Genomic DNA, 21,908 nt, shown 5'->3' on the forward strand with positions numbered 1-21,908 from the left:
TTTATTTTTCGCTCATTTCTTCCACTCCTGCCCAGTTTTTCCGGACTCCTTTTGTGTTTAGCTCTTCACACCTGCGCAAAAAATGAATGGCGGTCTCGTCTTCCGGATGTCGGGTAAGTACAGACTTAAAGGCCTCCACGGCGTGCATAAAATCGCCTTTAATATAAGCCTGAATGCCCTGATGAAAATCATTGCGGGTAGCCAGTTTTTGGTCCCTGATATCAGGTAACTCACCACTCAGGCATTCATAAATTCCCATAGGCTCTTTTTTGCCTTTTACCTGAACCAATCCCAGATGTCTGCACAATTCTTTTTGTTCCGGGCTTAAACTTTGGTAGCTGATTTCACTAAAAATAATTTTCGCGTGGTAGTATTTCGTCAGTCCTTCCAGACGGGCTGCAGTGTTGACCGTGTCAGATATAATGGCAGGATTAGATCGATCCATGTCGCCAATAATCCCCATGACAAGTGGGCCGGTGTGAAAGCCCATTCCGACCTGCAAAATCAGAGATCCGTTTTTCTTAAGTTCCTGATTAAAACGGTCAATTTCCGCCTGCATTTCTATGGAAGCGTTTAGTGCGTCTTTTGAACTGCCCTGAAACAGCGCCATAATTCCATCGCCAAGATACTGGTTTACGAATCCGTTGTTTCGCTGGATGACAGGCCCCATTCGCTGCGCATACGCCTGCACAAACTGGAAGTTTTCGACAGGGGTCATTTGTTCTGCGATGGTGGTATAACCTCTGATATCGGAAAAAAAGACGGTCACTTCCCGGTAAATATTATCTCCAAGCTGAACATCTGTGATTGCTTTGCGCCCCAGGGTCTGGATAAATTCGGAAGGTACAAAGCGATTGGTAGCCAGGTTGATGCGATGCAGATTAAGGTGAGTACCCAGCCTCGCAAGAAATTCATCTTTGCTGAAGGGTTTGGCAAGATAATCATTGGCGCCAGTGTTAAGCCCCTGAACCAAATCGTTGATTTGATTTTTTGCTGTAACCATGATAACCGGCAATTGACTGGGCAGATATTTTTCTCTGATTCGCTGGCAGACTTCATAGCCTGACATTCGAGGCATCATCACATCGAGAAGTACCAGGTCAAAGGGTTTCTTTTCATTTTCCAGAATACTCATGGTCTCATTTCCATTCATCGCAGAAAAAACCTGATATAAATTTTCCGGCAAATGGTTTTTGAGTACCTGATGGTTAATAGGTTCATCATCTACGATGAGAATTCGGATTAACCCATTTGTTGCCACAATTTCCGAAGTTTTTGCGGGTATTAATTCTGCCGCAGGATGTCTGGGAATAGACAAGCTGGAATCCACAAGGGGAGTCAGAGACCGGGTAACGGCAAATGTTTCGGGTATTTCTTTTGAAACGGGCAAGGTAAAGAAAAAGGTTGACCCCTCACCTATTGTTGACTCCACCCAAATCCGTCCATTGTGTCGCTCAATGAGGTTTCTGGATATACTCAGCCCGAGACCTGTCCCGGCATATGTCCGGCTGATGGAGCCATCGGCCTGCACAAAAGCCTCAAAGATCGCTTCTCTTTTATCTTCAGGAATACCGATCCCTGAGTCCGTTACCGATATTTCCATCTGCTCGTTTTCCAATTTGGCTCCAACCTTTACAAATCCCTGTTCGGTAAATTTGATTGCATTACCCACCAGGTTGTAAAGCACCTGGGTGATCCGGTCCTCGTCGGCATAGACTGCCGGAAGGTCAGCGGGGATTTCATTATACAAAGTGATCTTTTTCCCCTGTGTCATGGGCTGGGAAACCTGAAGCACAACTTCCACGAGGGTATGCAGGTCTGTGGGTCGTTGTCTCAGTTCCAAATCGGCATTGCGAATCCGGGAAAAATCCAGCAAATCATCAACCAGGGAGGCCAGTCGTTTGCCGGAAGATACCACCATGCCCAGATTTTTACGGACGTGCGGATCGTCAGATGCATCAAACAGCGACTCTGTTATACCGATAATCCCATTGAGCGGAGTGCGAAGTTCGTGGGAGGTGTTGGCCAGAAACTGGTCCTTCATGTGGTCAATCTGTATGAGGCGTTCGTTGATGGCCCTTTCCCTGTTCAGCTCTTTCTCGTGCAATTTTTGCTGTCTCTTTTTCTGAAAGCGAAGCAGGAGAAAAACCATTCCTCCAGCCAAAATAAAATAGCCCAGATATGCCCATAAGGTTCTGTACCAGGGAGGAAAAACCGAAAAACTGTATATTACAGGCTCGCTGATCTGGTCATAAATATTTTTTGCACGGACTTCAAACTGATATGCACCTTCCCATAAGTTGGTATATTCTTTTACTTTTTCTTCTGTCCATGAAGACCATGTTTCGTTATTTCCTATCAGTCGGTACTGAAACCAGACATTCTCTGGTGTCTGATAGGTGGTCGCGCTATATTCAAACCGGATATTGTTTTTTGAATAGGGCAGATGAAGAGCGGGGTAGCTATCAAAACCGGGCACAATGTTGCCTGCAAAAATCAGAGAGTCCTGGTTGAAGGTTACTTTTCGAACCAATGCCTTGAAGGGCGGAACAGCTGTTTTTGTTTCATTCACGGGATAAACATATCGCACAGTTTTGGTAATGGTCAGAATCCAGAATACACCGGGTGATTCTTCAATAATTTCTTTTATCGTTTCCCCCCCCGATATCTTATGGGTTGGCAGAAAAATTGATGAATAGCCACCTTCCGTTTTGGGCTGGAGAATTTCCAACATATTTTCCCCTTCTGCGGACGAATAGCCAATCGCCAGTTTCTCTCCTGGCAATTTTTGAAGAAGGTCAATATTTAGGGTTGTATCAGCAAATTTTTTACCGAGGGCAAATGAAGGAACAAACCGTTTGGTGTTTGCATCAAATTCACGCAGTCCCTTTTCTGTTGAGAACAGCATCTTATCATGTAAAGAAAGCATGTAGGTATTCATGGTTTTCAAACCTTCACTTTCGCCATAAGGGGTTGTTTTTGCCAATGCGGCTGCCTTTGCGTAAGGATCAAATTCTACCCTGAATACATTCCCCGACTGCGTCTTTACCCAAAGCAACCCAAGCCCTTCCTCCTCAATATTTTCAACGATTTCATCAATCTGAGTTATCTTCAATGGGGGTTTACCTGTCTGTGGATTGTAGATACCTATATTGAAGCGGATGTTTATATACCATTGGTTGGGTACAAACCGGGACACAACAATATCAGAGTTTAATACCATTACAGATTGTAACTCTGGCGGAAAAAGCGGAATCCAGGTCTTATTCCTGATTTCAAAAATCCCGTCACGGGTAGAGACAAACAGCTTTTCATCTATTTCATGGAATCTCGAAATCTGTGTAATGGGGCCGGAAATATTTATCAGGCTGGAATTTTGAGTATCGGAGAGCGTTTTATACCGAATGCCGGTAAGGTTTCCAAAATACATACTGCCCTGGTGGTAAATCATCTCTGCATCAGCCATATTATCAGCAAAGACCGTCATTTGCCCGGGGATCTCCATTCGGATGATTTGCCCGAGCGGAGAGGCCCATAGATTTTTTTCTTTATCCACATACAGGCTCAAAACACTATTAGAAATAAGTCCTGACTGATCATCTACCTTTTCGAGTATATTTCCGTGTGAGTCAATAATCATAATCCCGCCCCCCAGTGAATTATAAGCAAAAACGCCTTCTTCCAGCAAAACACCTCTCAGGTAGACCTGACTTTCGACAATAAAACGATTTGCCGGGCTTTCAAAAGGGGTAAAGGAATTTCCATCGTAGAGAAAAAGCCCATTTTCCTGAGTCGCAACCAGTATTTTTTTACCTTCAGGATCGGGATAGGGAAGCATCGACCATATCGTCTCCAGTTTATCGGAAATGGCTTCCACACTGCCACCGGGAATCGTCTTCAGGCTATCTCCGACTAATTTTGTGACCCCGCGCTCTCTGGTAAAAAAGTACAGTTCATCCCTGACACTGGCAGCAAAGGAAAAAGCAAACGGAAATTCCCAAACCGTAATTTTGCCTTTATCAGGTTTTACGTTGGGTTCTGGTCGCCAGCGAATCAGGCGGGTAAAGGATTGGAAAAACACATCTTCCCCAATGGCAAAAGTTCCCCAAACCTGGGCAATATCTTGTTTTTCTTTAGGAAGCTGGTTGAGGAGCGAGTGGTATTGGTTGTTACCGACCGAATCAGGCCATAAAAAACCAAAGTCAGACGGCCCGCCGGCATACACAACACCCGCATCAGACACATCCATCGAAAAAGCGACAAGATTAGGCATGCTGATCGTCTTCCATGTGCTTCCGTCATACTCAACAATTCCGGGAGGCGTACCCGCATAGATAATACCGCTTGGATCCTGAACAATCGAAAAACACTGCGCATCACCGCGATATTCAGTCGTTGCCCAGAATTGCATCAGGTGAGTTCCGGTATTCTTCCACAAAGGGCTCTTCTCAACAGCGGGATTTTGAGAAAACACTTCAAAAATCCAAAAAAGTTGCAAAAGGCAAACCAGCGTTGATTTCATATTCAGCAATAGGAGATAAAGGGATTTTGCGACATGGCAAACTTCGATTATCCAATATAGGCTAAATACAGTGAATCAAGCCAGAGGTGGAAAAATTTTCTTACCGCACCACCGTAATTGTGCCTCCACATTCGAAGCTGTGATTGTCTTCCCGCAAAAATGAGGCGGCCCAGGTGTACACGCCCACATCGGCAGGGCTGCCCTGGATCATGCCGTCCCAGCCTTCATCAGGGTTGTTGAGCAATATATTGCCCCGGTCAAAGATTTTATTTCCCCACCGGTTATAGATCATCAGTCGCTCCACAATCTTGACGTCGGCGGTTTCTCTGTCGGCGTAAAAGGTAAACTGGTCGTTGATCCCGTCGCCGTTGGGGGAAAATGCAGTGGGTACGTAAATATCCTGATTGCACAATGCCTGGACTTTGACCGTGATCTGCACACTGTCTGTAGCCGCACAGCCGTGCGGGGAATAAGCAGTCGCATAAACAGTCAGGGAAGTGTCAGGCTCGAGATGGTAATAATACTCGCAACCAGAATTGCACAACCCGTGCCAGACAACGGATTCGAGCGGTTCGTTGGCCATAACAGCGACTTCCAGCCTTTCGCCTTTATATACCTTGCGGTCTTTGCCGAGGTCTATTTCAAAGGGCTCTGCATCATCGATCGTAAATATTTCTCTCCACTCACAGCCGTGAGTGTCAGTGACAAGGGCTTCATGTTCTCCCGGACAAAGCCCGCCGTTTTCCTGTGCGGCTGGCTGTCCGTTGATCTGAAAGGTATAAGGCGAATGGCCCCCATCGGCCAAAATCATCAGTTCGCCGTTGCAGTCGCCGGCACAGTGGGCGTCGCCTGTAGCGAGAAACGCAGATACAGGCTCCGGTTCTTCGAGTACGACTGTTTCCTGTGTGGTACAGCCTCCCGCATCGCGGACTTCCACCGTGTGGGAACCCGCCCCCAGACCTGTCAGGTTAAGGCCGGAAATCCAGGTGGCGCCAGCAGGCCTGATTTCGAAGGGAAACCGGCCTTCCTGTACTGTGGCGACGATTTTGCCGTCATTTTTGCCGGTACAGGTAGGGTCCAAACCTGAGAGGTCAGCGCGGATTTGGGTTGCCACAACCACGGCCCTTGCGGTATCTGCACAACCATTGACATCCACACCGGTAACGGTATAGGCTACGGAGTCGCCGGGAGCGACGGTAGCATTGGGGCCGGAGGCAGACAAAAGCCCTTGTGCGCTCATGTCCCATGCGTAAAAAGTTGCGCCGCTGGCTTTGAGCTGGATCGAATTGCCTTTGCAAACGTAGGCTTTGGCAGGGTTTAACGTAACGACAGGGCCGTTGACGGAGACGAAAACCGAATCGGTTGCCACACACCCCGGGCGGTAAAAACCGTTGACTACATACCAGCCTTCGGCTGCATGGGTAGCGCCGGCGATGACCGGCGACCGCTGTGTAGAGGTAAAGCCGTTGGGCCCTGTCCACTGATACCCGAGCGCGGGTAATTCTGTAGTCAGCCGGAGGCTGTCTCCTGCGCAGATATTCTGACTCAAAGCAGTAATACAGCAGGTGGGAGAACAGTCCCACAAAGCATTGAGCGTGGAGTAGATGCCAGGCTGAAACTCGATCACAAACAGTACCCCGACAGAGCCCGGCGGAATGGTCAGATGAAGCCTGGCACTTTCTGCGACAGAACCCGGAAGTTTGAAATCTGCCGGCAGGACATTTCGCCGGACAATAGAATCCTGAAGGGGAAGCCCGCGGCCATATACTTCAAGAAAGCCGGGCACACAGTGCCCGGGGTCGAGCATCGTCGAAAGGGGATAACTGGCTGAATCGTTGAAATAGTTACCCGTACTGAAACAGTTACCGCCAAACCAGGGCATACTTCCTGCCGGGGTGAGATTCCCGAATATGTCCACATAAAACATGGTGGCACCATCGGGGACGCTGGCAGTAGTAAAGTCAAACCGAAGGGAAGAAGCGCAGTTTCCTGTCCAGATAAATAGAGAATCGGTGGTAGAACCACCCAGGGCTGGGTTGTAAACAGCGAAGAGCGTATCGCCGCAAAAAAGGGTATCAGGAGCAAAGGCCAGGGAAAAAAGGGGCATATTCAGCCCCGCTGCAAGCAGCAACAGAAGTAGGGGTTTCATTTTTTCAGGGGTATGGGAGTGAGAGAAAAAGGAAATTACTCTTCGTTGAGGGCGAGTTTCGGGCGGGCAGAAGGTTTTTTCATCAGCCAGACATCTTCCTTAAACTGAATCAGGCTGGAACCATAGAAATAGTACGGAGCAATGACGGTATGCGGCAGACCTTGTTTCCCTTTGGGAAAGTTTCCCTCTGCGAAGTCCCGCATCCCATGCTGACAGCCGCCGGCACCATGGCCATAGACATATCGCTGCCACTCGGGATCGACATTACAGCAGGACTGGGAGTTGCTGCCTGTCTGAAAACAATTGGGGTGTTTGCTACACTCAACCGCGATCAGATAGGGAACCCATGTACCGCCTACTTTGCAGCCACTCCACTTGGCCAGCCGGCCAGATTGGGTGAAGTCGCCATTACATTGGGCACTGTACACAGCCATGAGTGGATACCCTTCTCCTCCCGGGGCGTCAGGGTGAGTCAGGATCATACCACTTGTTTCCCGACTTGCGGTCAGGGTACGATCGCTGACCCAGGTGCGAAAAGCCATCTGAAGGTTCTGCGGCATACGAAACATGAGGCCCTTGTAAAGCGCATACGTTCTGGCCCAGATGGCTTGCGTTTTGAGCGCTTCAGGGTGATCGGTAAATTCTCCGACCTCTCCTTCCGTTACCCCTGCCATAGCTGCATCCATGGGAATAATGATGGTTTCCCAGGTGTCCCATTTTTTCAGGCTAAAATTTTCCGGAATGGTATTGTAGCCGCGAATGGGTTGGTAAAACCGCGCATAATTTCCTTCGGGAAAAACTTCGGTAACGGAGGGAAGCAGATCCAGACTATTTACAGGAAAAACTTTTCGCAAACTCTTCACGCTATGTGTAAAAATATAAGGGTCGCGCGGCACAATCATTCGGGGAGCTTTGGGGCTGCCCGCGATATCGGAGGGTTTTCCGGAAGGGCGAAGGGGCATCATTCCCAGAGAATTTCCCCCTTTGCCCACATGTACATACATTTCGTGCATCACCTCATAACCCGGATGAGAAACACGCAACCATACATACGTGGGAAGTCCGGTCGTATCTGCATTCAGCATGATTTCAAAGACCCCCTCTTCATCGGTCTGAACGACGCGATCCGCAGAGTCGCAATTAATTCCCCCGATAAACAGCCCCTCTTTCAGCATCATGACTTCCTGGAAGCAGAGCTCAATTCTGGCACCGGGGATGGGGTTACCGTCGATTTGACTGACGATCTCTCCCACCACCACGGCATTACCAAAATTGTCGGGAAAATTCTCTTTACAAGAGAAAAAAACAAACAGTGCAAGAAAACTACAAGAGATAAAGGCCAGGGATATAGTTCTTTTCATAATACAGAAGCTTTTAGAAAATAGTCATCCGGATCGCCGCACCCATAAACCAGTCTGTATCGGGGCGTACTTTCTTGGGTAATCCGGTAGGGGTAAGAAATGGACCTTCGGGGTTTTCATTTCCAAGCATCCATACTTTGGCTCCTCCGCGAAGGGCGATACCAAAACGCTTCTGGTCGCTGGTCCAAAGTGTAGGCTGCCAGCGAGCCATCAGCGCGATATTGTTGGTGCTGCGGACATATTCCTCAAACCCTCCGTCGTAGCTAAACTGAGCATACACTCCCCCGTCGCTAAAGTCGAGAAACAACTTCTGTGTTTCACCGAGGTAAAATCGGCCGGCAAACTTTGAGAACTGAAGGGGGTTGATACCGATCATTGTGCTGAAGTTGCGGTTGACATATCGACCCTGTGCATTTTCGCCGTCGAGCTTGCGCATCGAAGGACTGATTTGAATCTCGGCGCGAATGGCAGGAGACCAGATAGCGCCACTTACTGCGATGACCGCCCCACGGTTGATATAATTTTCAGAAATCAAAGAATCTTTGAGGCTGTTGATGGCAAAGACCGTATTGGGCTGCTGTTCAATAAGCTGGGGACAAAGTCCGCAGTTGATCTGGAGGCTCGAAGCTGTGTAGCCAAGTTTCCAGATGTCGGCACCAAATCTAACCTGAATGTCGGTGATCTGAGCGGTCGCGTGGAAAGCGATTGCCGCAAAAACGATTAGCAAGGATAAATTTTTCATTAGTAGGATTATAATTGGGATTCAATTCCGAAAGAATAAAAAGTTCTGATGACGCGGGGGCCCTGACCGAGCCATTCTGAAGACTCAAAGCTGATGCCCCTTGCTTTTTCGTAGTGGTAGCAGGCCGAAAAGCGAAGCGATCTGCCTACATCCACATACACTTTTCCTGAGAGGCCATAACCTGTGAGGGCGGGTGGCCAGAAGTAAGCAGGAAGTTTGGATTCAACACGGGCGATAATGGTTTGGGCTGCTTCTGTTTTGGCTTTGGCCGGAATCAGTGGAATCGGGTCAAACAGCAATTCCAGGTTTGTAACAGCTTCCGGAGCAATGAGTTCAAGACCAGCCTGATAACTCATATCCGTACCAAACATATAATAACCTGAAGCATCCACCCCCATCGCTACCTGTCCAAATCTCACCCTTGGCAACCAGGGATCAGGCAGTACGCGGCTGAGTTCCATTCCCATTCTTGCTGTAAGTGCGCCTTTGGGCCGGGGGGTAGTTACCTGTTTCAGAATCAACTCTTTCAGATTTTGTTCGTTGAAAAACTGTTTCACAGGAACCACGTCCCCCACTTCAACCATTGACTCACTAAACATGCCAATGCCTCCTTCTACGTCTATGAAAAAGAGCGGAAGATTAATGCCTGCTCTGCCAAAAAACTGTCCTTGTTTGCGCAGTGCCCGTTCTTTGGTTGTATTATAGGGCGTCAGGTCAATTTTTTCCCAGGGTACCCAGGGCAAGGTGGGTTTTAGTTCTGCTTTGACTACATCCAGGCCTGCGTTCAGATCGGGAAGGGTATAGGTCATTGCAGACTTATAAAAACCAGTACCATAATGAACTCTGGGAGAAACACGGAGTAATTTTTTGCGGTAAGCCTTTCCCCATATTTGTTGATCTGCGACCGTACTTTCCTCTGAGAGAATGGGGGTAATCGGGTCAGGATAAACTTCAGGGGTTTCGATAGCGACCGGAGCGGGAGCAGGAGCGGAGATTGTGTAGGTGAGCGGGTTTGCCTGAGGAGAACCTATTGGCAGGACCAGGATTGATCCTGCCTCTGGTTCGAATAACCCCATGCTATCTACCAATTTTTTTTTTCACGATTCATCTCATCCACAAAGAGGCGCAGTTTGCTGACCACCTGGTCGGGTTTCATGCTGGAGACATTGACGTCGGCAAACAGGCCGGAGGCTTCCATATGGCGGTACAGCGGCATAATTGTCTGACTGCGCGCAGGTTCCTCCTTGGGTGCATGGGTCAGCCATTCGAGGCCCTGCATGACCCAGGCGGGTACTGCAGTAGGAGAATACACTCCCTTTTTGCGGGCGGCTATGGCATTTTCCCATTGGATGAGAAGATTTTCGTCCAGTACTACGGACTGATTTCCGGGGATAGAAAGTGCAGTCACTTCGTAGGAAGGTTTGGGTGTGGGTTTGTCCGCGACACGTTGTTCCATCAGATGAAGCAGCATGTCGTTGGGATTGTCAAATTTTTCTTTTTCTGAAGTTTTTTCTTCGGGAAAATCACTGACCGGAAGATCGAGCGGGTCGTCGAGCGTTACGGCCACGTGTTCACCGCGTTTGATGGCGGCCAGGGCTTCTTCGAATCGTGCTTTCCCTTCTTCGCCGTACATCAGCGCTTTGTCGCCTGAGATGACGACGGTGATCATTTCACCGCGTGAGGTGGACTCAGCAGAAATTGGGACGGATTGAGCACTAGTAGAAGCCGCAGCTTTGGTTGTTGTATTGGCTGTGCGCAAAACAGGCGTAGAGACTGCCTGGGTTTGGGTAGATGAAAGGTGGGTGGGTTGTGCAAATGAAGTGGTGAGGGTGTCGGTGTTTGAATTGGGTTTGGACCGCTCTCCTTCCGCAGACTGCCGCTGGGTGAATTGGCTCCAAAGATCATCCAGGTTTTTGGGAAGTTTGCTTTGGGAAGGAGACGGTTCCGTTTGCATAGCAGTATCAACATTAACTTTTATCTCAGGTGCACCGGCAAAAGCCATGAAGCCTTTTGTCTCGGCGGGGGATTCTTCCACAGTAGCAGCGCTGTGGGGTTTTACGACAGGGGTTGCGGGGCGCTGGGAGGAGGATTGCGCGACCTGACTTGCGGGCGTACAGCCGGCGGCCAGAAGTGTAACCAGAATTGAGAAGACCAGGGGTAAATTGTATTTCATAACCTTTGGAAGTTTGTGATATACCCCTAAGACAAAAGTTTTTTTAGTGTTGCATGGTGGGAATGAAAAAAAAATTAAAAAAAATTAAAAATGCTCAATCTACCAGCGGTGCAGTTTGTGCGGCTGATGTCACCCCGGGCGGAAGTTCCATAATACGCATGTTGCGAAACTGTATTTCAGCGCCTTCAGCTTCGAGGCAGATATAACCTTTTTTTCTTTCGGAATCCCGAAGGCCATTGACAAACTTTCCATTCACAGACAATTTCACCGTTCCGTCCACGGCTACTACTACATATTTATTCCATTCGCCTTTTCCCTTGCATCTTTTTTCGATGGATTTACTGCGAATGCCTCTGGGATTGTCAGGGACGGCCGTCATCCCCATGGTGGGAAACAACTCTCCATGTACATAATCATCGGTTACATTGTGGATGGTCGCATATTCGAGATCCAGCATCTGTACCTCGATGGCTTTGGTCAGCGGGTCATCTTCAAACTGCGTGCCTTCACTCCAGATAAAAATTCCCGAATTTCCCCCGGCAGTCATATGCCGCCATTCGACTTCGAGGATAAAATTTTCATACTGCCGGTCTGAGCGCATCACCCCTATAGGCAATCCACTGCAAATCAGCGTGCCTTTTTTTACTTTCCAGGTTTCAGGGGAAGTATTCACATCTACCCATCCGTCCAGATTTTTTCCATTAAACAAAGGTCTGAAAACCAGCGTTTCACTTTTCTGGGCATAGACCATAACATTACAGGAAAACAGGAGGATAAATACGGGCAGACAGATAGTGGCTAATCGTTTCATAGGGTGAGTAGTTTCCGTTTAATGCAAACAATTTACAGTACCGGAGCGGTTTTCCGGAGATTATCGGCAGAAATTTTTTTCCCCCCCTGAAATTGACCATATTGTAAAACACTAATACGACAACAATGGCAACAGACAAACTTATGCATCCCGTAGTCAAAGCAGCCATTGAAGCGATGAACCATAGCGATAGTGAAGCGTGGTTTACCCTTTTTTCTAAAGATGTTTCGCTTACCGATGACGGCACAAGTCAGGAATTTGTAGAATGGAGCAATACCGAGTTATTCAGCGAAGAAAGAGGGTTTATTCAGTCCATCGAACGAGTCGAAGATAAAGGATTGACCATATATGGCCGCTTTCACTCCGCGCAATGGGGCACCTTTCCCACCTTCTGGAAATTTGAAGTCAGAAACGGCAAAATTTCCAGGCTGGATGTAGGGATGGTGGATGATTGAGCGGTTATTTTTTTGTATATTGCAGTATGAGCGAACTTCAGAAACAAATATTGGCTTTACCTGTAGCAGAGCGTTTGCAGTTAATTGCTTTTATCGCCACATCCATTTCTGGTGATGAGGTAGGACATTTATTTACGGTTCCGGATGAATGGATAAAAGAAGCATTAGAAAGAGATGAAAAGTATAAGCAAGGGAAATCCGCGACTTATACATGGGACGAAGTGAAAACGCGGATCTATGGCGGGAAATAAGCGATATAAATTAGTTATCCTTGAAGGCGCCAGTACAGAAATCATGGATTTATTCACCTTCTTCGAGGAACGCAAACAGGGTGCAGGTGATATATTTATTGATAGCCTGGGTGACTTTTTACTCAAAATTGAATTCAACCCTGAATCCTGGCAATACGCTAAAACAAAAAATCCGACGTGGATTTTTAAAATCACCTCAGGTAGTAATCCTCTACAAATTTGAGGAAGAAGTCATTACGATTTTATCCATCAAACACGTTCGCTCCGACTGGCAAAAATTCTGAAACTTTCTGATTTTCACTCCGCCCAATGGGGCACCTTTCCCACCTTCTGGAAATTTGAAGTCAGAAACGGCAAAATTTCCCGGCTGGATGTAGGGATGGTGGAGGATTGAAAAGATTCCTCACCCCATACAACCTGCAACCCCCGTTTGCCGTCTATCAGGGGTATGACAAAAAATTTACTACTAGTAATCTTTCTGATTTCCTGCGGATACACACTTTCCGCCCAAACCCTTCGGGGGAAAGTAACCGATACAGAAGGTGCGCCGATCGAATCGGTTCGGGTTTTTGCGGATGGTTCTGACTTTGCCACCCTCACAAAAGCGGACGGATCTTTCTCTGTTTCCCTGCCCAAAGGTTCGTACCGGCTGGTTTTTCAACATCTCAACTTCATCACGAAGGTTGTCCCGGTCGAAATTACCGGCAACCAAAACCTCGACATTGCGCTTGATGCCCGCGATATCCAGCTCGAAACGATCGAAATCCGCGGTGGAAAACGCGACCCAGCCTACGATATTGTGCGCCAGATCATCGACGCAAAAAAGGATATACTCGATGAAGTAAGTTCCTATACCTGTGAAACATATCAGAAAATTATCCTCGAAGCGGATACCCTGCTCAAGGGCAAAGCCCGCAAAGCACTGATCGACTCGCTCGGTGTAGATTCTTTGCCCGAACCCGGGGAAAACCGCAAGCCGGTAGAAATGATCGAATCGAAGTCCACAACGTATTTTGAATCCCCCGGCAAGTACAAGTCCATCGTTCACGCTTATCGCAATTACTCGGCGGCTAAAGCCTCCAGTACGGTTTATGATTTTGACGAAGGACCGGCTACGGGCTATTCCTCCGGCCTCAACGATCCCTATCTGTTTTTTCAGGATGTCTCGGAGGCGGATTTTAACTTTTACCGCAACCTCATCGACGCGCCAACCCTGGGAGACAGGCCTTTTGTTTCGCCTTTCCACAGCACTCTCTGGCGGGTTACCTACCGCTACAAACTCGAAAAAACCTGGTTTGAAGACAACCGCGTCACCTATCTCATCAGTGTAACGCCCATCAATCCGGAAGGCGCCTGTTTTTCCGGTCAGTTTATTGTAGAAGACGGAACATGGGAGGTGAAATCAGTGGATTTTGAAGTGCAAAAATCAGCACTCAGTTATTTCCGAAGCTTCCGGATGTTGCACAGTTTTGGAAAAACCGAAGACAACTATCGCTACAAAACGCGGGAGGAATATATCTACGAGATCAAAGACGGAAAAGCTGTTTACTACGGTCAGAGTCTGGCCATTCATACCGAGTACCAGGCGAATGTGGATTTTCCCAACAATTTTTTCAAAAACGAACTCCGCCGCACCGATAAAGAAGCCTTCGAAAAAGACTCCGCGACCTGGGCAGGCATCCGGCCAATGGGGCTGGGAATGGCTGAAAAATCATTTATCAAAACCCAGGACAGCATCATTGCCTATCGCCGCAGCCCCGAATTTCGCTATAAGGAAGACTCCGCCTACAACCACCTCGATTTTCTGGATTTTCTCATCTATGGGGTAAAATGGCGCGACCGTCCGCGAAAAATGGATTATTATATTAACCCGCTAATCGAACAGATTCAGCCTTTGGGAGTAGGCGGATACCGGCATCAGTTGGGCGGGTCGGTAGGAAAACGCTGGACCCGATACACAGCCGTCAGGGTGGGAGGAGAAATCAACTACGGGTTTAAAAATCAGGATGTCAGGGGAACGGGAACGCTCAGATTTACCTATGCCCCCAAACGATTTGCCAGCGCCTATGTCAGGGCGGGTAATACCTACGATTTTATCAACAACTATGAGACTGTTTTTGCTTTTCTGAGTCGAAGCAATTTTATCCAGAAGAAATCTATCGGGGTAGGAAATAATATCGAATTGTTGAATGGCCTGTACCTGAATGCATCCCTGGACTTTGCCGACCGGAGTGCCATAGATCAGCTTGAGCTGGAAGATTGGTCCAAACAACTATTTGGCGACCTGAACACACCCCGCACATTTGATCCGTACAGAGAATTTCTGATAGAACTCAAGCTCACCTGGACGCCCGGACAAAAATATCAGATGGAGCCATACCGGAAAATTATTACCGGAAGCCGGTGGCCGACGTTTTATGCCCAATACAAAAAAGCATTACCGGGGATATTCGGCAGTGAACTGAATTACGATTTTCTCGAACTGGGCCTCAACCACGAGTTTAAACCAGGTACACTGGGCACTTCACGATGGAGCCTTTCAATGGGCAAATTCATTCAGGCAAATAATATCCGCTTTACCGACTACCGGTTTTTCAGAGGCTCTGATCCCTATTTTTTTGCCAACCCGATGAAAAATTTTCAGCTGCTTGGGCCGACAATCAGCACAAAAAATGAATACCTACACGCCCATTTTGTGCACGACTTCAACGGCATATGGATCGATAAAATCCCGCTGCTGAAGCGCACACCCTTACAGGAATCGGCAGGCGCTGCCACCCTTGTCATAAGAGATGGAAATTTTCTGCACACGGAAGTATTTGCCGGATTGCAGTGGCCGTTTCGGATATTAAAGCAGCGGTTCAGAATAGGCGGATTTTACGTGGTCTCTTACAGCAACCACACCAACGCCATCAGTGGTCAGATCAAATTTGGCGTCAACTTTTTTAATCCGACCAAAAACCAGTGGGAATATTGAGAAGCAGTAAGAAATTCAAAGTCGTTTGACTAGATGTATTATTAATGGTCAGATTCACATAATCAGTCTTTTTTTCCAAATCCAGCTTAAACAAGTTTAAGGGTATTTATTAATATACCTTATAGGCTTCTGCGTCCATTTCAGCCCAACTTTACATTGTCAATAAACAAAAAAGACAATGAAAAGAATCTTTACCTCGGCAGTCATTTTATCGTTGATCATGGCCAGCCAGAGCAAACCCAATCAATCTTCAACCCTTAATCAAAAAACTGAAATGGAAACGATCATTAACACCGAAAAAGCCGCTATTGAGAACATGCTTTTTGCTTATCGCGATGCACTGAATGCCTCAGATGTCAGCAAAGTACTACCGTTATATACCGAAGATGGAGTATTTATGCCTTCTTCTGCGCCAACTTCAGTCGGGCAGGAGCAGGTAAAAGGCGCTTATGAATTTGTATTTAGCAATATTCAGTTGAATATCGAATTCTATATCGATGAGATTGTCGTAAACGGTGACTTTGCCTTAGCACGTACCACATCAAAAGGTACAACCCTTATCCATGCTACCGGGGAGACGGTTCCGGAGGAAAACAGAGAGCTATTTGTGCTTCAGAAGACCAGTGGTAGCTGGAAAATCGCCCGATATATGTTTAACAAGATGAAGTAGGCTTTTCCAAAGTGCCGGCCAGCCATTCCTTCTGGTTAAAAGAATTATTTTACCGGAGGGGGTGGCTGGTTTAGCATTCGGATGATTGCAGGAAAGACAACCAACAACAACGGCAGCGCAGCGATCAATCCACCGATGACAGCGACTGCCAGCGGCTGATGCAGTTGTGCACCTGTTCCTATTCCCAAAGCCAGTGGCATTAAGGCGATAATTGCTCCAAGAGCGGTCATAAGTTTGGGCCGAAGCCTTGCAGCGAGAGCATAATTAAGGGCATCATCCCGGCTGTTTTTCTGCCTTGCCGTGCTGTATTGCTGGTAGGTGAATATGGCATTCTCGGCAATAATCCCTACAATCATAATCATCCCCATATAACTGCCCACATTCAGAGGGGTATGAGTCAGGTAAAGGCCGGTTACTGCTCCGCCAATGCCTAAAAGGGAAACAAACAGAATGGCAAGTGCAACCGGAAGATTTCGGAAAAGGATCATCTGCACCAACAGTACCATAAGCGAAGCGAGAATCAGAATGGACAACAGTTCTCTGAAGGATTGTTGTTGCTGGGCATATGCGCCTCCATATAATACCCCGTATCCTTTTTCAAAAGCTATATTTGTAGCTACAGATGCCTTAATTTCCTGCATCACGCTACCCAGGTCGCGCCCTTCCAGCCGGGAAGTAATGCCTACAATTGGCTGGAGGTTTTCCCGCTCCTGCTCTGCCACCCCACTTTGGATGGTTATTGTTGCGATGGTTTCAAGCGGCACAAATTTGCCATCGGCCAACAAAATTTTCATTCTCCGCAATTCACCTTCCCTGAGATCTGTGCCGCCGTCATAGATCATCCGAATATCGGTCATTTGCTGTGGATCTATGACGGCCCCTACTACCACACCCTGCATCGCTGTTTGCAACTGATACTGGAGATCGGAGGGCGATATCCCATAAACAGCCATTTTGGCAAAGTCTGGATGAACAGTAATATTGGGACCAGCAATTACGACTCCGTCAAACACATCAGCTGTACCTGGTATTTTTTCCAGTAAAGAGGAAATCTGCGCAGCATACGTTTGAAGTTTTTCTCGATCCGGCCCAAACACCTTCAGGTTGATGGGCTGCACGGATGTGATCAAATCTCCCAGCATATCCCCAACTACCTGCCCAAAGTCGATCGTAAGGTTGGGCACTTCGCTTTCTACCCGATGGCGAATAGCAGCGATTACTTCATTGGTGGAGCGCTGGCGGTCTTTATTGAGTTCGATCAGGTAGTCCCCGCGGTTGGGCTCTGTAATAAAAAACCCCATTTGAGCACCTGTACGCCTCGAATAGGCGACGACCTCCGGGATTTGTAAAATCATACTATCCACCCGCGTCAATATGTTGTTGGTTTCTTCAATGGAAGTACCCGGAGGAGAATTGTAGTCCATCACGATTTCCCCCTCGTCCATTTCAGGAAGAAAGCCTGTTTCCAGTCGGGGAAAAATGACAACCGAGGCAGCTACCAGAATTGCAATCAACAATAAAGAAATCACGGGGCGGTGAACAAGGTAGTTAATCCACCTTCTGGTTTCATTATGCAAAATTGGCTTGACCCTTTTAGGGAGTATATCGACCAGCCACCCGTATAATGCAGGTAACATAAGAGAAGAAACCAGAAATGAGCTGGCAAGCGTGATGACCATTGTGTAGGCAAGGATTCGGAAATAGGCTCCGGCAACCCCTGTCATCAGAGAAAATGGGATAAATATCACCATAGTGCTGAGCGAAGATCCGATCAATGAGGGAAACAAATAATTCATGGATTGCTGCACCAATTGAAAAACAGGGGTTTCTGGGTGCTCTTCCCGTGTACGGTGCAACTGCTCGATCACCACCACTGCATCATCAATCACAAGGCCGATGGCCGCAGCCAGGCCGCCAATCGTCATAATATTGAGCGTATAACCGAGATTATGCATGACCAGCAGAGCCGCAGAAAGCGTTACAGGTATGGTCACCAAAATAGCGATGCTGGCCTGGCCAGAGTGCAAAAACAAGATCGCAACGACGATCGCCAGTAATAACCCGATCAATAAGGCATCCCGAATACTAATAATGGAAGTATTGACAAAATCGGCCTGAATATAATATGGGTTTACTGTAACTCCAACTGGCAGCAATTGCTTTAACTCGCTGATTTTCTGCCGAGTAGCTTCTGTTACGTCGATGAGGTTCGCGTCAGGCTGTTTCAAAATATTAATCAGAACCCCTTCATGCCCGTTGGCATTGATTTTTATATATTCAACTTTTTCCTCAATACTTACGCGGGCTATATCTTTAATAAAAACTGGCGTATTGGTTCCCATGCTGACTGGTATATTTTCAATTTCATCCATTGAGTATACCCCCGCATCTGTCAGGTTGAGATACAGTCGGCGGTAGCTGTTCATAAAGCCATTGGAACTGATAAAGCCGGTTTTTGCCACTGCATCACTGACTGCTTGTGCACTCAGCCGGTACTGAAGTAATTTGTCTGGATCAAGAGAAATGCGGTATTCTTTCACCTTCCCTCCCTGCACCTGTACATCGGAGACTCCCTGTACTTGTGACAAATAGGGTTTAATGGTATAATCGGCCAGGAGTTTTAACTCCATAAGGTTTTTGTCTTTGCTCTCCAGCGAGAATCCCATCACAGACAAAATTGACGGATCCATGCGTTCTACGGTTATGCGTGTGTCGGCGGGTAAATCATTTTTGATGGCTGCGATCCTCGACTCAATCAACTGCTGGCTGGTATAAATATCCGTGTTCCAGTCCAGAAAAGCGGATATCTCGCAACTGCCCCTGCTGGTAATGCTGTTGATGCCGCTGAGTGCGGGAATTTTTTTGATGGCTTCCTCCAATGGTCGGGTTACCGTAATCATCATTTTATCGACGGGCTGCTCATTGTTCTCTGCGATAATTTTTACTTTCGGAAAAGTAGCAGGTGGAAAAAGCGACACGTGGATCTGCAGAAAGGCATAAACGCCCCCCACAAGTAAAATGAGCATTACAAAAATCAGGGGAGTACGGTAGGTTCTGAAAAACAGTTTGTTCATTTTGCCACAGTGATTTTTGCCGTATCTGCCAATCCGTATGCACCCTCCGTAATAAAGCGATCCAAAGGGTCAAACTCTGGTGCGAGTATTTGTACAGAGTCATGAATTTGCATGCCAATTTCGACCGGTATTTTTACACCGGTAGTATCATCGGCAAGTTTCATTACCCAAAATTCGTCGAGTTGCTCATTGCTCAAAATCGCAGTCTCTGGCAATAGCTGAGCCATTTTGACAACTGAGGACTCGAATTTGACTTCAAGATTTAGCCCTTCGGGCCAGATTTGCATTACATCAGGCCGGATGAGAATCTGAATGCTTTGGGATGCTGCATCCAGCACCTGGAGTATATTGGCGATTCTGCCCGGAGCCCGCGTGCCATCGGGAAGAAGTAACATACATCTCGTACCTAAACCCGCTTCCTTTCGCAAATGGAAAGGCATGTAACCGGTAACAAGCGCTTTATCGCTACGCGTAAATGTACAGAGGGGGGTTCCTTCCTGCACATATTCTCCCTGCTGCTGCAAAAGCCCGGCTATATATCCGTTGGCAGATGCAGCGACCGTAATAAGACCAAAAGCTGCGATTTCCGTTTTCTGAAAGGTCGTATCATTTTCCAGCGACCGGTGCTCTTTCGTTTCTATCGTAAACATGGGCTGACCTTTTTTCACAAAACTTCCTGTTTGCACCAAAACTTCGGTCAAAAATCCGGCGGAAGGGGCAGCGATATTACTTTTGTCGAGATAAGTCACTGTCGCTGGAATGCTGCGCGAAGGATGCAGATCAGCTCTTGAAATACGGGTTACCCGTACTTTACTAACAGGGATTGACGTTTGCGCCTCGTCTGCTTTATTTTCCCCTTGTCCACAGGCAACCGCCCACAAACAGATCATCAGCACCAGAAAATGCTTACCAGTTCCAATAATTGTATGCATTGATGGATAAATATTTTTGTTTTTGCTGTTCGATCAGTTGCTGGTTGAACTGCACATAATTGCGGAAGGTTACCAGATAATCATTGACCGAAAGGTCTCCACGCTGTAATTCTTTTTTGTAAAGTTCGAGCAGGTTGTTGTAATCCACCACTTCCTGTTGGATAATACTGATTTTATTGTCCACCCATTCTATCTGCCCGATATATTTGTCGAGTAGCTGTAGTTTTTGCTGGTTAAAATACAGTTGGTAACCCGCGGTGGTCTGCTGTTCCAGATGTGTCTGCGCACGGGTGAGCTGCTTTTGGTGTCCGTCGAATATATTCAGGCTGAAATTGATCCCAAAGCTAACCCCGAGGTTTTTCTGAGGGTATTGCAAGGTAACCGCATTCAGACCAGCGTCTGCGAAGGCTGAAACCTGGGGTTTATATTTCAGATTAAATCTGTCGAGCTGGTTTTGTGCAAGCAAACTATCAATATAAAATTGTTCTTCAAATCGGCTGGCTTCGCCTGGTTTTTCGGAGAGACGTATCTGGGGTTCGCTGAGTGATACCCTTGCGGTGTCAGTTATTCCACAAAGTGAATACAGGTCCCGGAGATCACGAAGAAGCTGTGCATTGAGGTCTGCGAGAATAAGCTTCTGATTGCCGGTTTCTATTTTCAACAACTGCACATCGCTCGCTTTCATGATTCCGCTTCTTGCGAGAGTCTCAGCCATTTTTAGCTGTGCTGCAAGCGTTTCGCGAAGTTCTATTGCATTTTGAATGTACATCTGGTCGAAAAAACACGTGATGTACTGGTCGGAAACGGCCATTTGCAGCTGTCGCCACGATGCTTCATACAGCCATTTTGCTTTTTCCTGAAGAAGGGTTTGCTGTTTTTGTTCCGTTTCGAGAAAACTGCGGGTAAATAAAGGATACGAAACTCCGGCAATGGCACTGTACAGTGCCCCGTTGGTGATTGCTTCGTCGTACCCAACACCTTTGATTATCGGGCCCTGCATCCATTGGGAGCGGATATCTACAGAAGGCTGGCGATAAGTGGCATGAATTTTTGCGTTTTCATAACCAGCAATTTCCTGCTGGTTGACAAAATCTTTGAGTTGAGGGTTATTCATTTTTGCCTGATCGAGGAAATCAGGTAACGTAGCCATTTGGGCGGTGGAAAAAACCGGAAGGAAAGTTATCAGCAGGTTTATGACAAACCTGCTGATAGACCTGAAATACCTCATACTATTACTATCGGGTTATTTTTCTCCGTCATCATCATCTTTGTGTCCATTTTCGTCATTTCCATCGTCGTCTCCTTCATCTTCCTGGCTCAGCACCTGGCCATTTTCAGAAAAAACCACTTCAATGGATTTTTCTCCTTTTTCCATTTCTACTTCATAGACCGTTGCTCCTTCGGGTTTTTCAACCACTTCAACTTCCTCCACATCATATCCTGCAAAATTGAGGGCGATGGATTCACTGACCGCTGCGGGCAGGTCCTGGGGGTTGATTTCAGCTTCTGTCTCCATCCATTCTCCGGTTTCGGAAAAATTGGCGGACATTTCCTTTCCAGAAAGTTTGAATTCGGCTTCGTATTCCTTTTCGCCTTCTTTTCCCCATTCCACAGATTTTGCTTTAGGGAATTTTGCAGCGAAAGCGGCGCTTACTGCGGCAGGAACAGTGGTAGAAAGGCTTTCCGTTTGCTTACATCCTGCGAGGTACAGCGCCAACAGGGAAATCATTGACAACGTTACAGCTTTTTTCATCATGGTATTATTTATAGATTTATGTAAACATGGGGACT

Annotated in this window: 16 protein-coding genes; 5 read left to right on the forward strand and 11 right to left on the reverse strand. The window is 47.2% G+C overall.

All coding sequences use genetic code 11. The annotated features are described in order from the left end of the window. Position 1: 1 nt before the first annotated feature. From R3D00_25325 to R3D00_25355, 7 genes are all read right to left on the reverse strand, one after another. Positions 2–4,522, reverse strand: coding sequence for an ATP-binding protein (locus tag R3D00_25325; GenBank protein ID MEZ4776522.1), 4,521 nt, complete (start codon positions 4,520–4,522; stop codon positions 2–4). 100 nt (positions 4,523–4,622) lie between these two features. Next, positions 4,623–6,671 (reverse strand): gliding motility-associated C-terminal domain-containing protein, encoded by a 2,049-nt coding sequence (locus R3D00_25330; GenBank protein MEZ4776523.1) that lies wholly within the window; start codon positions 6,669–6,671, stop codon positions 4,623–4,625. 35 nt (positions 6,672–6,706) lie between these two features. Further along, on the reverse strand, positions 6,707–8,032 hold the full coding sequence (locus R3D00_25335) for a hypothetical protein (GenBank protein ID MEZ4776524.1): 1,326 nt from the start codon (positions 8,030–8,032) through the stop codon (positions 6,707–6,709). 13 nt (positions 8,033–8,045) lie between these two features. Then, positions 8,046–8,774, reverse strand: coding sequence for a hypothetical protein (locus tag R3D00_25340; protein MEZ4776525.1), 729 nt, complete (start codon positions 8,772–8,774; stop codon positions 8,046–8,048). 8 nt (positions 8,775–8,782) lie between these two features. Further along, positions 8,783–9,850: a hypothetical protein gene (locus R3D00_25345; GenBank protein MEZ4776526.1), complete on the reverse strand. Its 1,068-nt coding sequence runs from the start codon at positions 9,848–9,850 to the stop codon at positions 8,783–8,785. A 5-nt stretch (positions 9,851–9,855) separates the two neighbouring features. Beyond that, the gene (locus R3D00_25350) at positions 9,856–10,947 is read right to left on the reverse strand and encodes a hypothetical protein (protein MEZ4776527.1); all 1,092 of its coding nucleotides are present in this window, start codon (positions 10,945–10,947) and stop codon (positions 9,856–9,858) included. A gap of 94 nt (positions 10,948–11,041) precedes the next feature. Beyond that, the gene (locus R3D00_25355; GenBank protein ID MEZ4776528.1) at positions 11,042–11,698 is read right to left on the reverse strand and encodes a DUF1080 domain-containing protein; all 657 of its coding nucleotides are present in this window, start codon (positions 11,696–11,698) and stop codon (positions 11,042–11,044) included. 185 nt (positions 11,699–11,883) lie between these two features. Between R3D00_25355 and R3D00_25360 the strand changes: the two genes are divergently transcribed. From R3D00_25360 to R3D00_25380, 5 genes are all read left to right on the forward strand, one after another. After that, on the forward strand, positions 11,884–12,213 hold the full coding sequence (locus tag R3D00_25360; GenBank protein MEZ4776529.1) for a hypothetical protein: 330 nt from the start codon (positions 11,884–11,886) through the stop codon (positions 12,211–12,213). A 26-nt stretch (positions 12,214–12,239) separates the two neighbouring features. Further along, the gene (locus R3D00_25365) at positions 12,240–12,464 is read left to right on the forward strand and encodes an addiction module protein (protein MEZ4776530.1); all 225 of its coding nucleotides are present in this window, start codon (positions 12,240–12,242) and stop codon (positions 12,462–12,464) included. Next, positions 12,451–12,687 (forward strand): hypothetical protein, encoded by a 237-nt coding sequence (locus R3D00_25370; GenBank protein ID MEZ4776531.1) that lies wholly within the window; start codon positions 12,451–12,453, stop codon positions 12,685–12,687. The genes R3D00_25365 and R3D00_25370 overlap by 14 nt, the downstream gene beginning before the upstream one ends. A gap of 225 nt (positions 12,688–12,912) precedes the next feature. After that, positions 12,913–15,441, forward strand: coding sequence for a DUF5686 family protein (locus R3D00_25375; GenBank protein ID MEZ4776532.1), 2,529 nt, complete (start codon positions 12,913–12,915; stop codon positions 15,439–15,441). 178 nt (positions 15,442–15,619) lie between these two features. Continuing rightward, positions 15,620–16,111, forward strand: coding sequence for an SgcJ/EcaC family oxidoreductase (locus R3D00_25380; GenBank protein MEZ4776533.1), 492 nt, complete (start codon positions 15,620–15,622; stop codon positions 16,109–16,111). 44 nt (positions 16,112–16,155) lie between these two features. On the opposite strand, the gene R3D00_25385 is transcribed toward R3D00_25380, so the two are convergent. The 4 genes from R3D00_25385 to R3D00_25400 are packed head-to-tail and all read right to left on the reverse strand — an operon-like array spanning position 16,156 to position 21,873. After that, positions 16,156–19,185: an efflux RND transporter permease subunit gene (locus R3D00_25385; GenBank protein ID MEZ4776534.1), complete on the reverse strand. Its 3,030-nt coding sequence runs from the start codon at positions 19,183–19,185 to the stop codon at positions 16,156–16,158. After that, positions 19,182–20,117, reverse strand: coding sequence for a biotin/lipoyl-binding protein (locus tag R3D00_25390; GenBank protein MEZ4776535.1), 936 nt, complete (start codon positions 20,115–20,117; stop codon positions 19,182–19,184). Before R3D00_25390 ends, R3D00_25385 begins: the two co-directional genes overlap by 4 nt. Next, a complete protein-coding gene (locus R3D00_25395) occupies positions 20,092–21,345 on the reverse strand; it encodes a TolC family protein (GenBank protein MEZ4776536.1) in 1,254 nt (417 codons plus the stop codon). Before R3D00_25395 ends, R3D00_25390 begins: the two co-directional genes overlap by 26 nt. A gap of 15 nt (positions 21,346–21,360) precedes the next feature. Further along, on the reverse strand, positions 21,361–21,873 hold the full coding sequence (locus R3D00_25400; GenBank protein MEZ4776537.1) for a PepSY-like domain-containing protein: 513 nt from the start codon (positions 21,871–21,873) through the stop codon (positions 21,361–21,363). Positions 21,874–21,908: the final 35 nt, after the last annotated feature.

It is taken from the genome of Bacteroidia bacterium (assembly GCA_041391665.1).
Taxonomy (GTDB): domain Bacteria; phylum Bacteroidota; class Bacteroidia; order J057; family J057; genus JAGQVA01.

Bases quoted from the DNA above. Each gene is read 5' to 3' on its own strand.
- R3D00_25325 (MEZ4776522.1), bottom strand. From the start codon at position 4,522: ATGAAATCAACGCTGGTTTGCCTTTTGCAACTTTTTTGGATTTTTGAA.
- R3D00_25330 (MEZ4776523.1), bottom strand. From the start codon at position 6,671: ATGAAACCCCTACTTCTGTTGCTGCTTGCAGCGGGGCTGAATATGCCC.
- R3D00_25335 (MEZ4776524.1), bottom strand. From the start codon at position 8,032: ATGAAAAGAACTATATCCCTGGCCTTTATCTCTTGTAGTTTTCTTGCA.
- R3D00_25340 (MEZ4776525.1), bottom strand. From the start codon at position 8,774: ATGAAAAATTTATCCTTGCTAATCGTTTTTGCGGCAATCGCTTTCCAC.
- R3D00_25345 (MEZ4776526.1), bottom strand. From the start codon at position 9,850: ATGGGGTTATTCGAACCAGAGGCAGGATCAATCCTGGTCCTGCCAATA.
- R3D00_25350 (MEZ4776527.1), bottom strand. From the start codon at position 10,947: ATGAAATACAATTTACCCCTGGTCTTCTCAATTCTGGTTACACTTCTG.
- R3D00_25355 (MEZ4776528.1), bottom strand. From the start codon at position 11,698: ATGGTCTATGCCCAGAAAAGTGAAACGCTGGTTTTCAGACCTTTGTTT.
- R3D00_25360 (MEZ4776529.1), top strand. From the start codon at position 11,884: ATGGCAACAGACAAACTTATGCATCCCGTAGTCAAAGCAGCCATTGAA.
- R3D00_25365 (MEZ4776530.1), top strand. From the start codon at position 12,240: ATGAGCGAACTTCAGAAACAAATATTGGCTTTACCTGTAGCAGAGCGT.
- R3D00_25370 (MEZ4776531.1), top strand. From the start codon at position 12,451: ATGGCGGGAAATAAGCGATATAAATTAGTTATCCTTGAAGGCGCCAGT.
- R3D00_25375 (MEZ4776532.1), top strand. From the start codon at position 12,913: ATGACAAAAAATTTACTACTAGTAATCTTTCTGATTTCCTGCGGATAC.
- R3D00_25380 (MEZ4776533.1), top strand. From the start codon at position 15,620: ATGAAAAGAATCTTTACCTCGGCAGTCATTTTATCGTTGATCATGGCC.
- R3D00_25385 (MEZ4776534.1), bottom strand. From the start codon at position 19,185: ATGAACAAACTGTTTTTCAGAACCTACCGTACTCCCCTGATTTTTGTA.
- R3D00_25390 (MEZ4776535.1), bottom strand. From the start codon at position 20,117: ATGCATACAATTATTGGAACTGGTAAGCATTTTCTGGTGCTGATGATC.
- R3D00_25395 (MEZ4776536.1), bottom strand. From the start codon at position 21,345: ATGAGGTATTTCAGGTCTATCAGCAGGTTTGTCATAAACCTGCTGATA.
- R3D00_25400 (MEZ4776537.1), bottom strand. From the start codon at position 21,873: ATGATGAAAAAAGCTGTAACGTTGTCAATGATTTCCCTGTTGGCGCTG.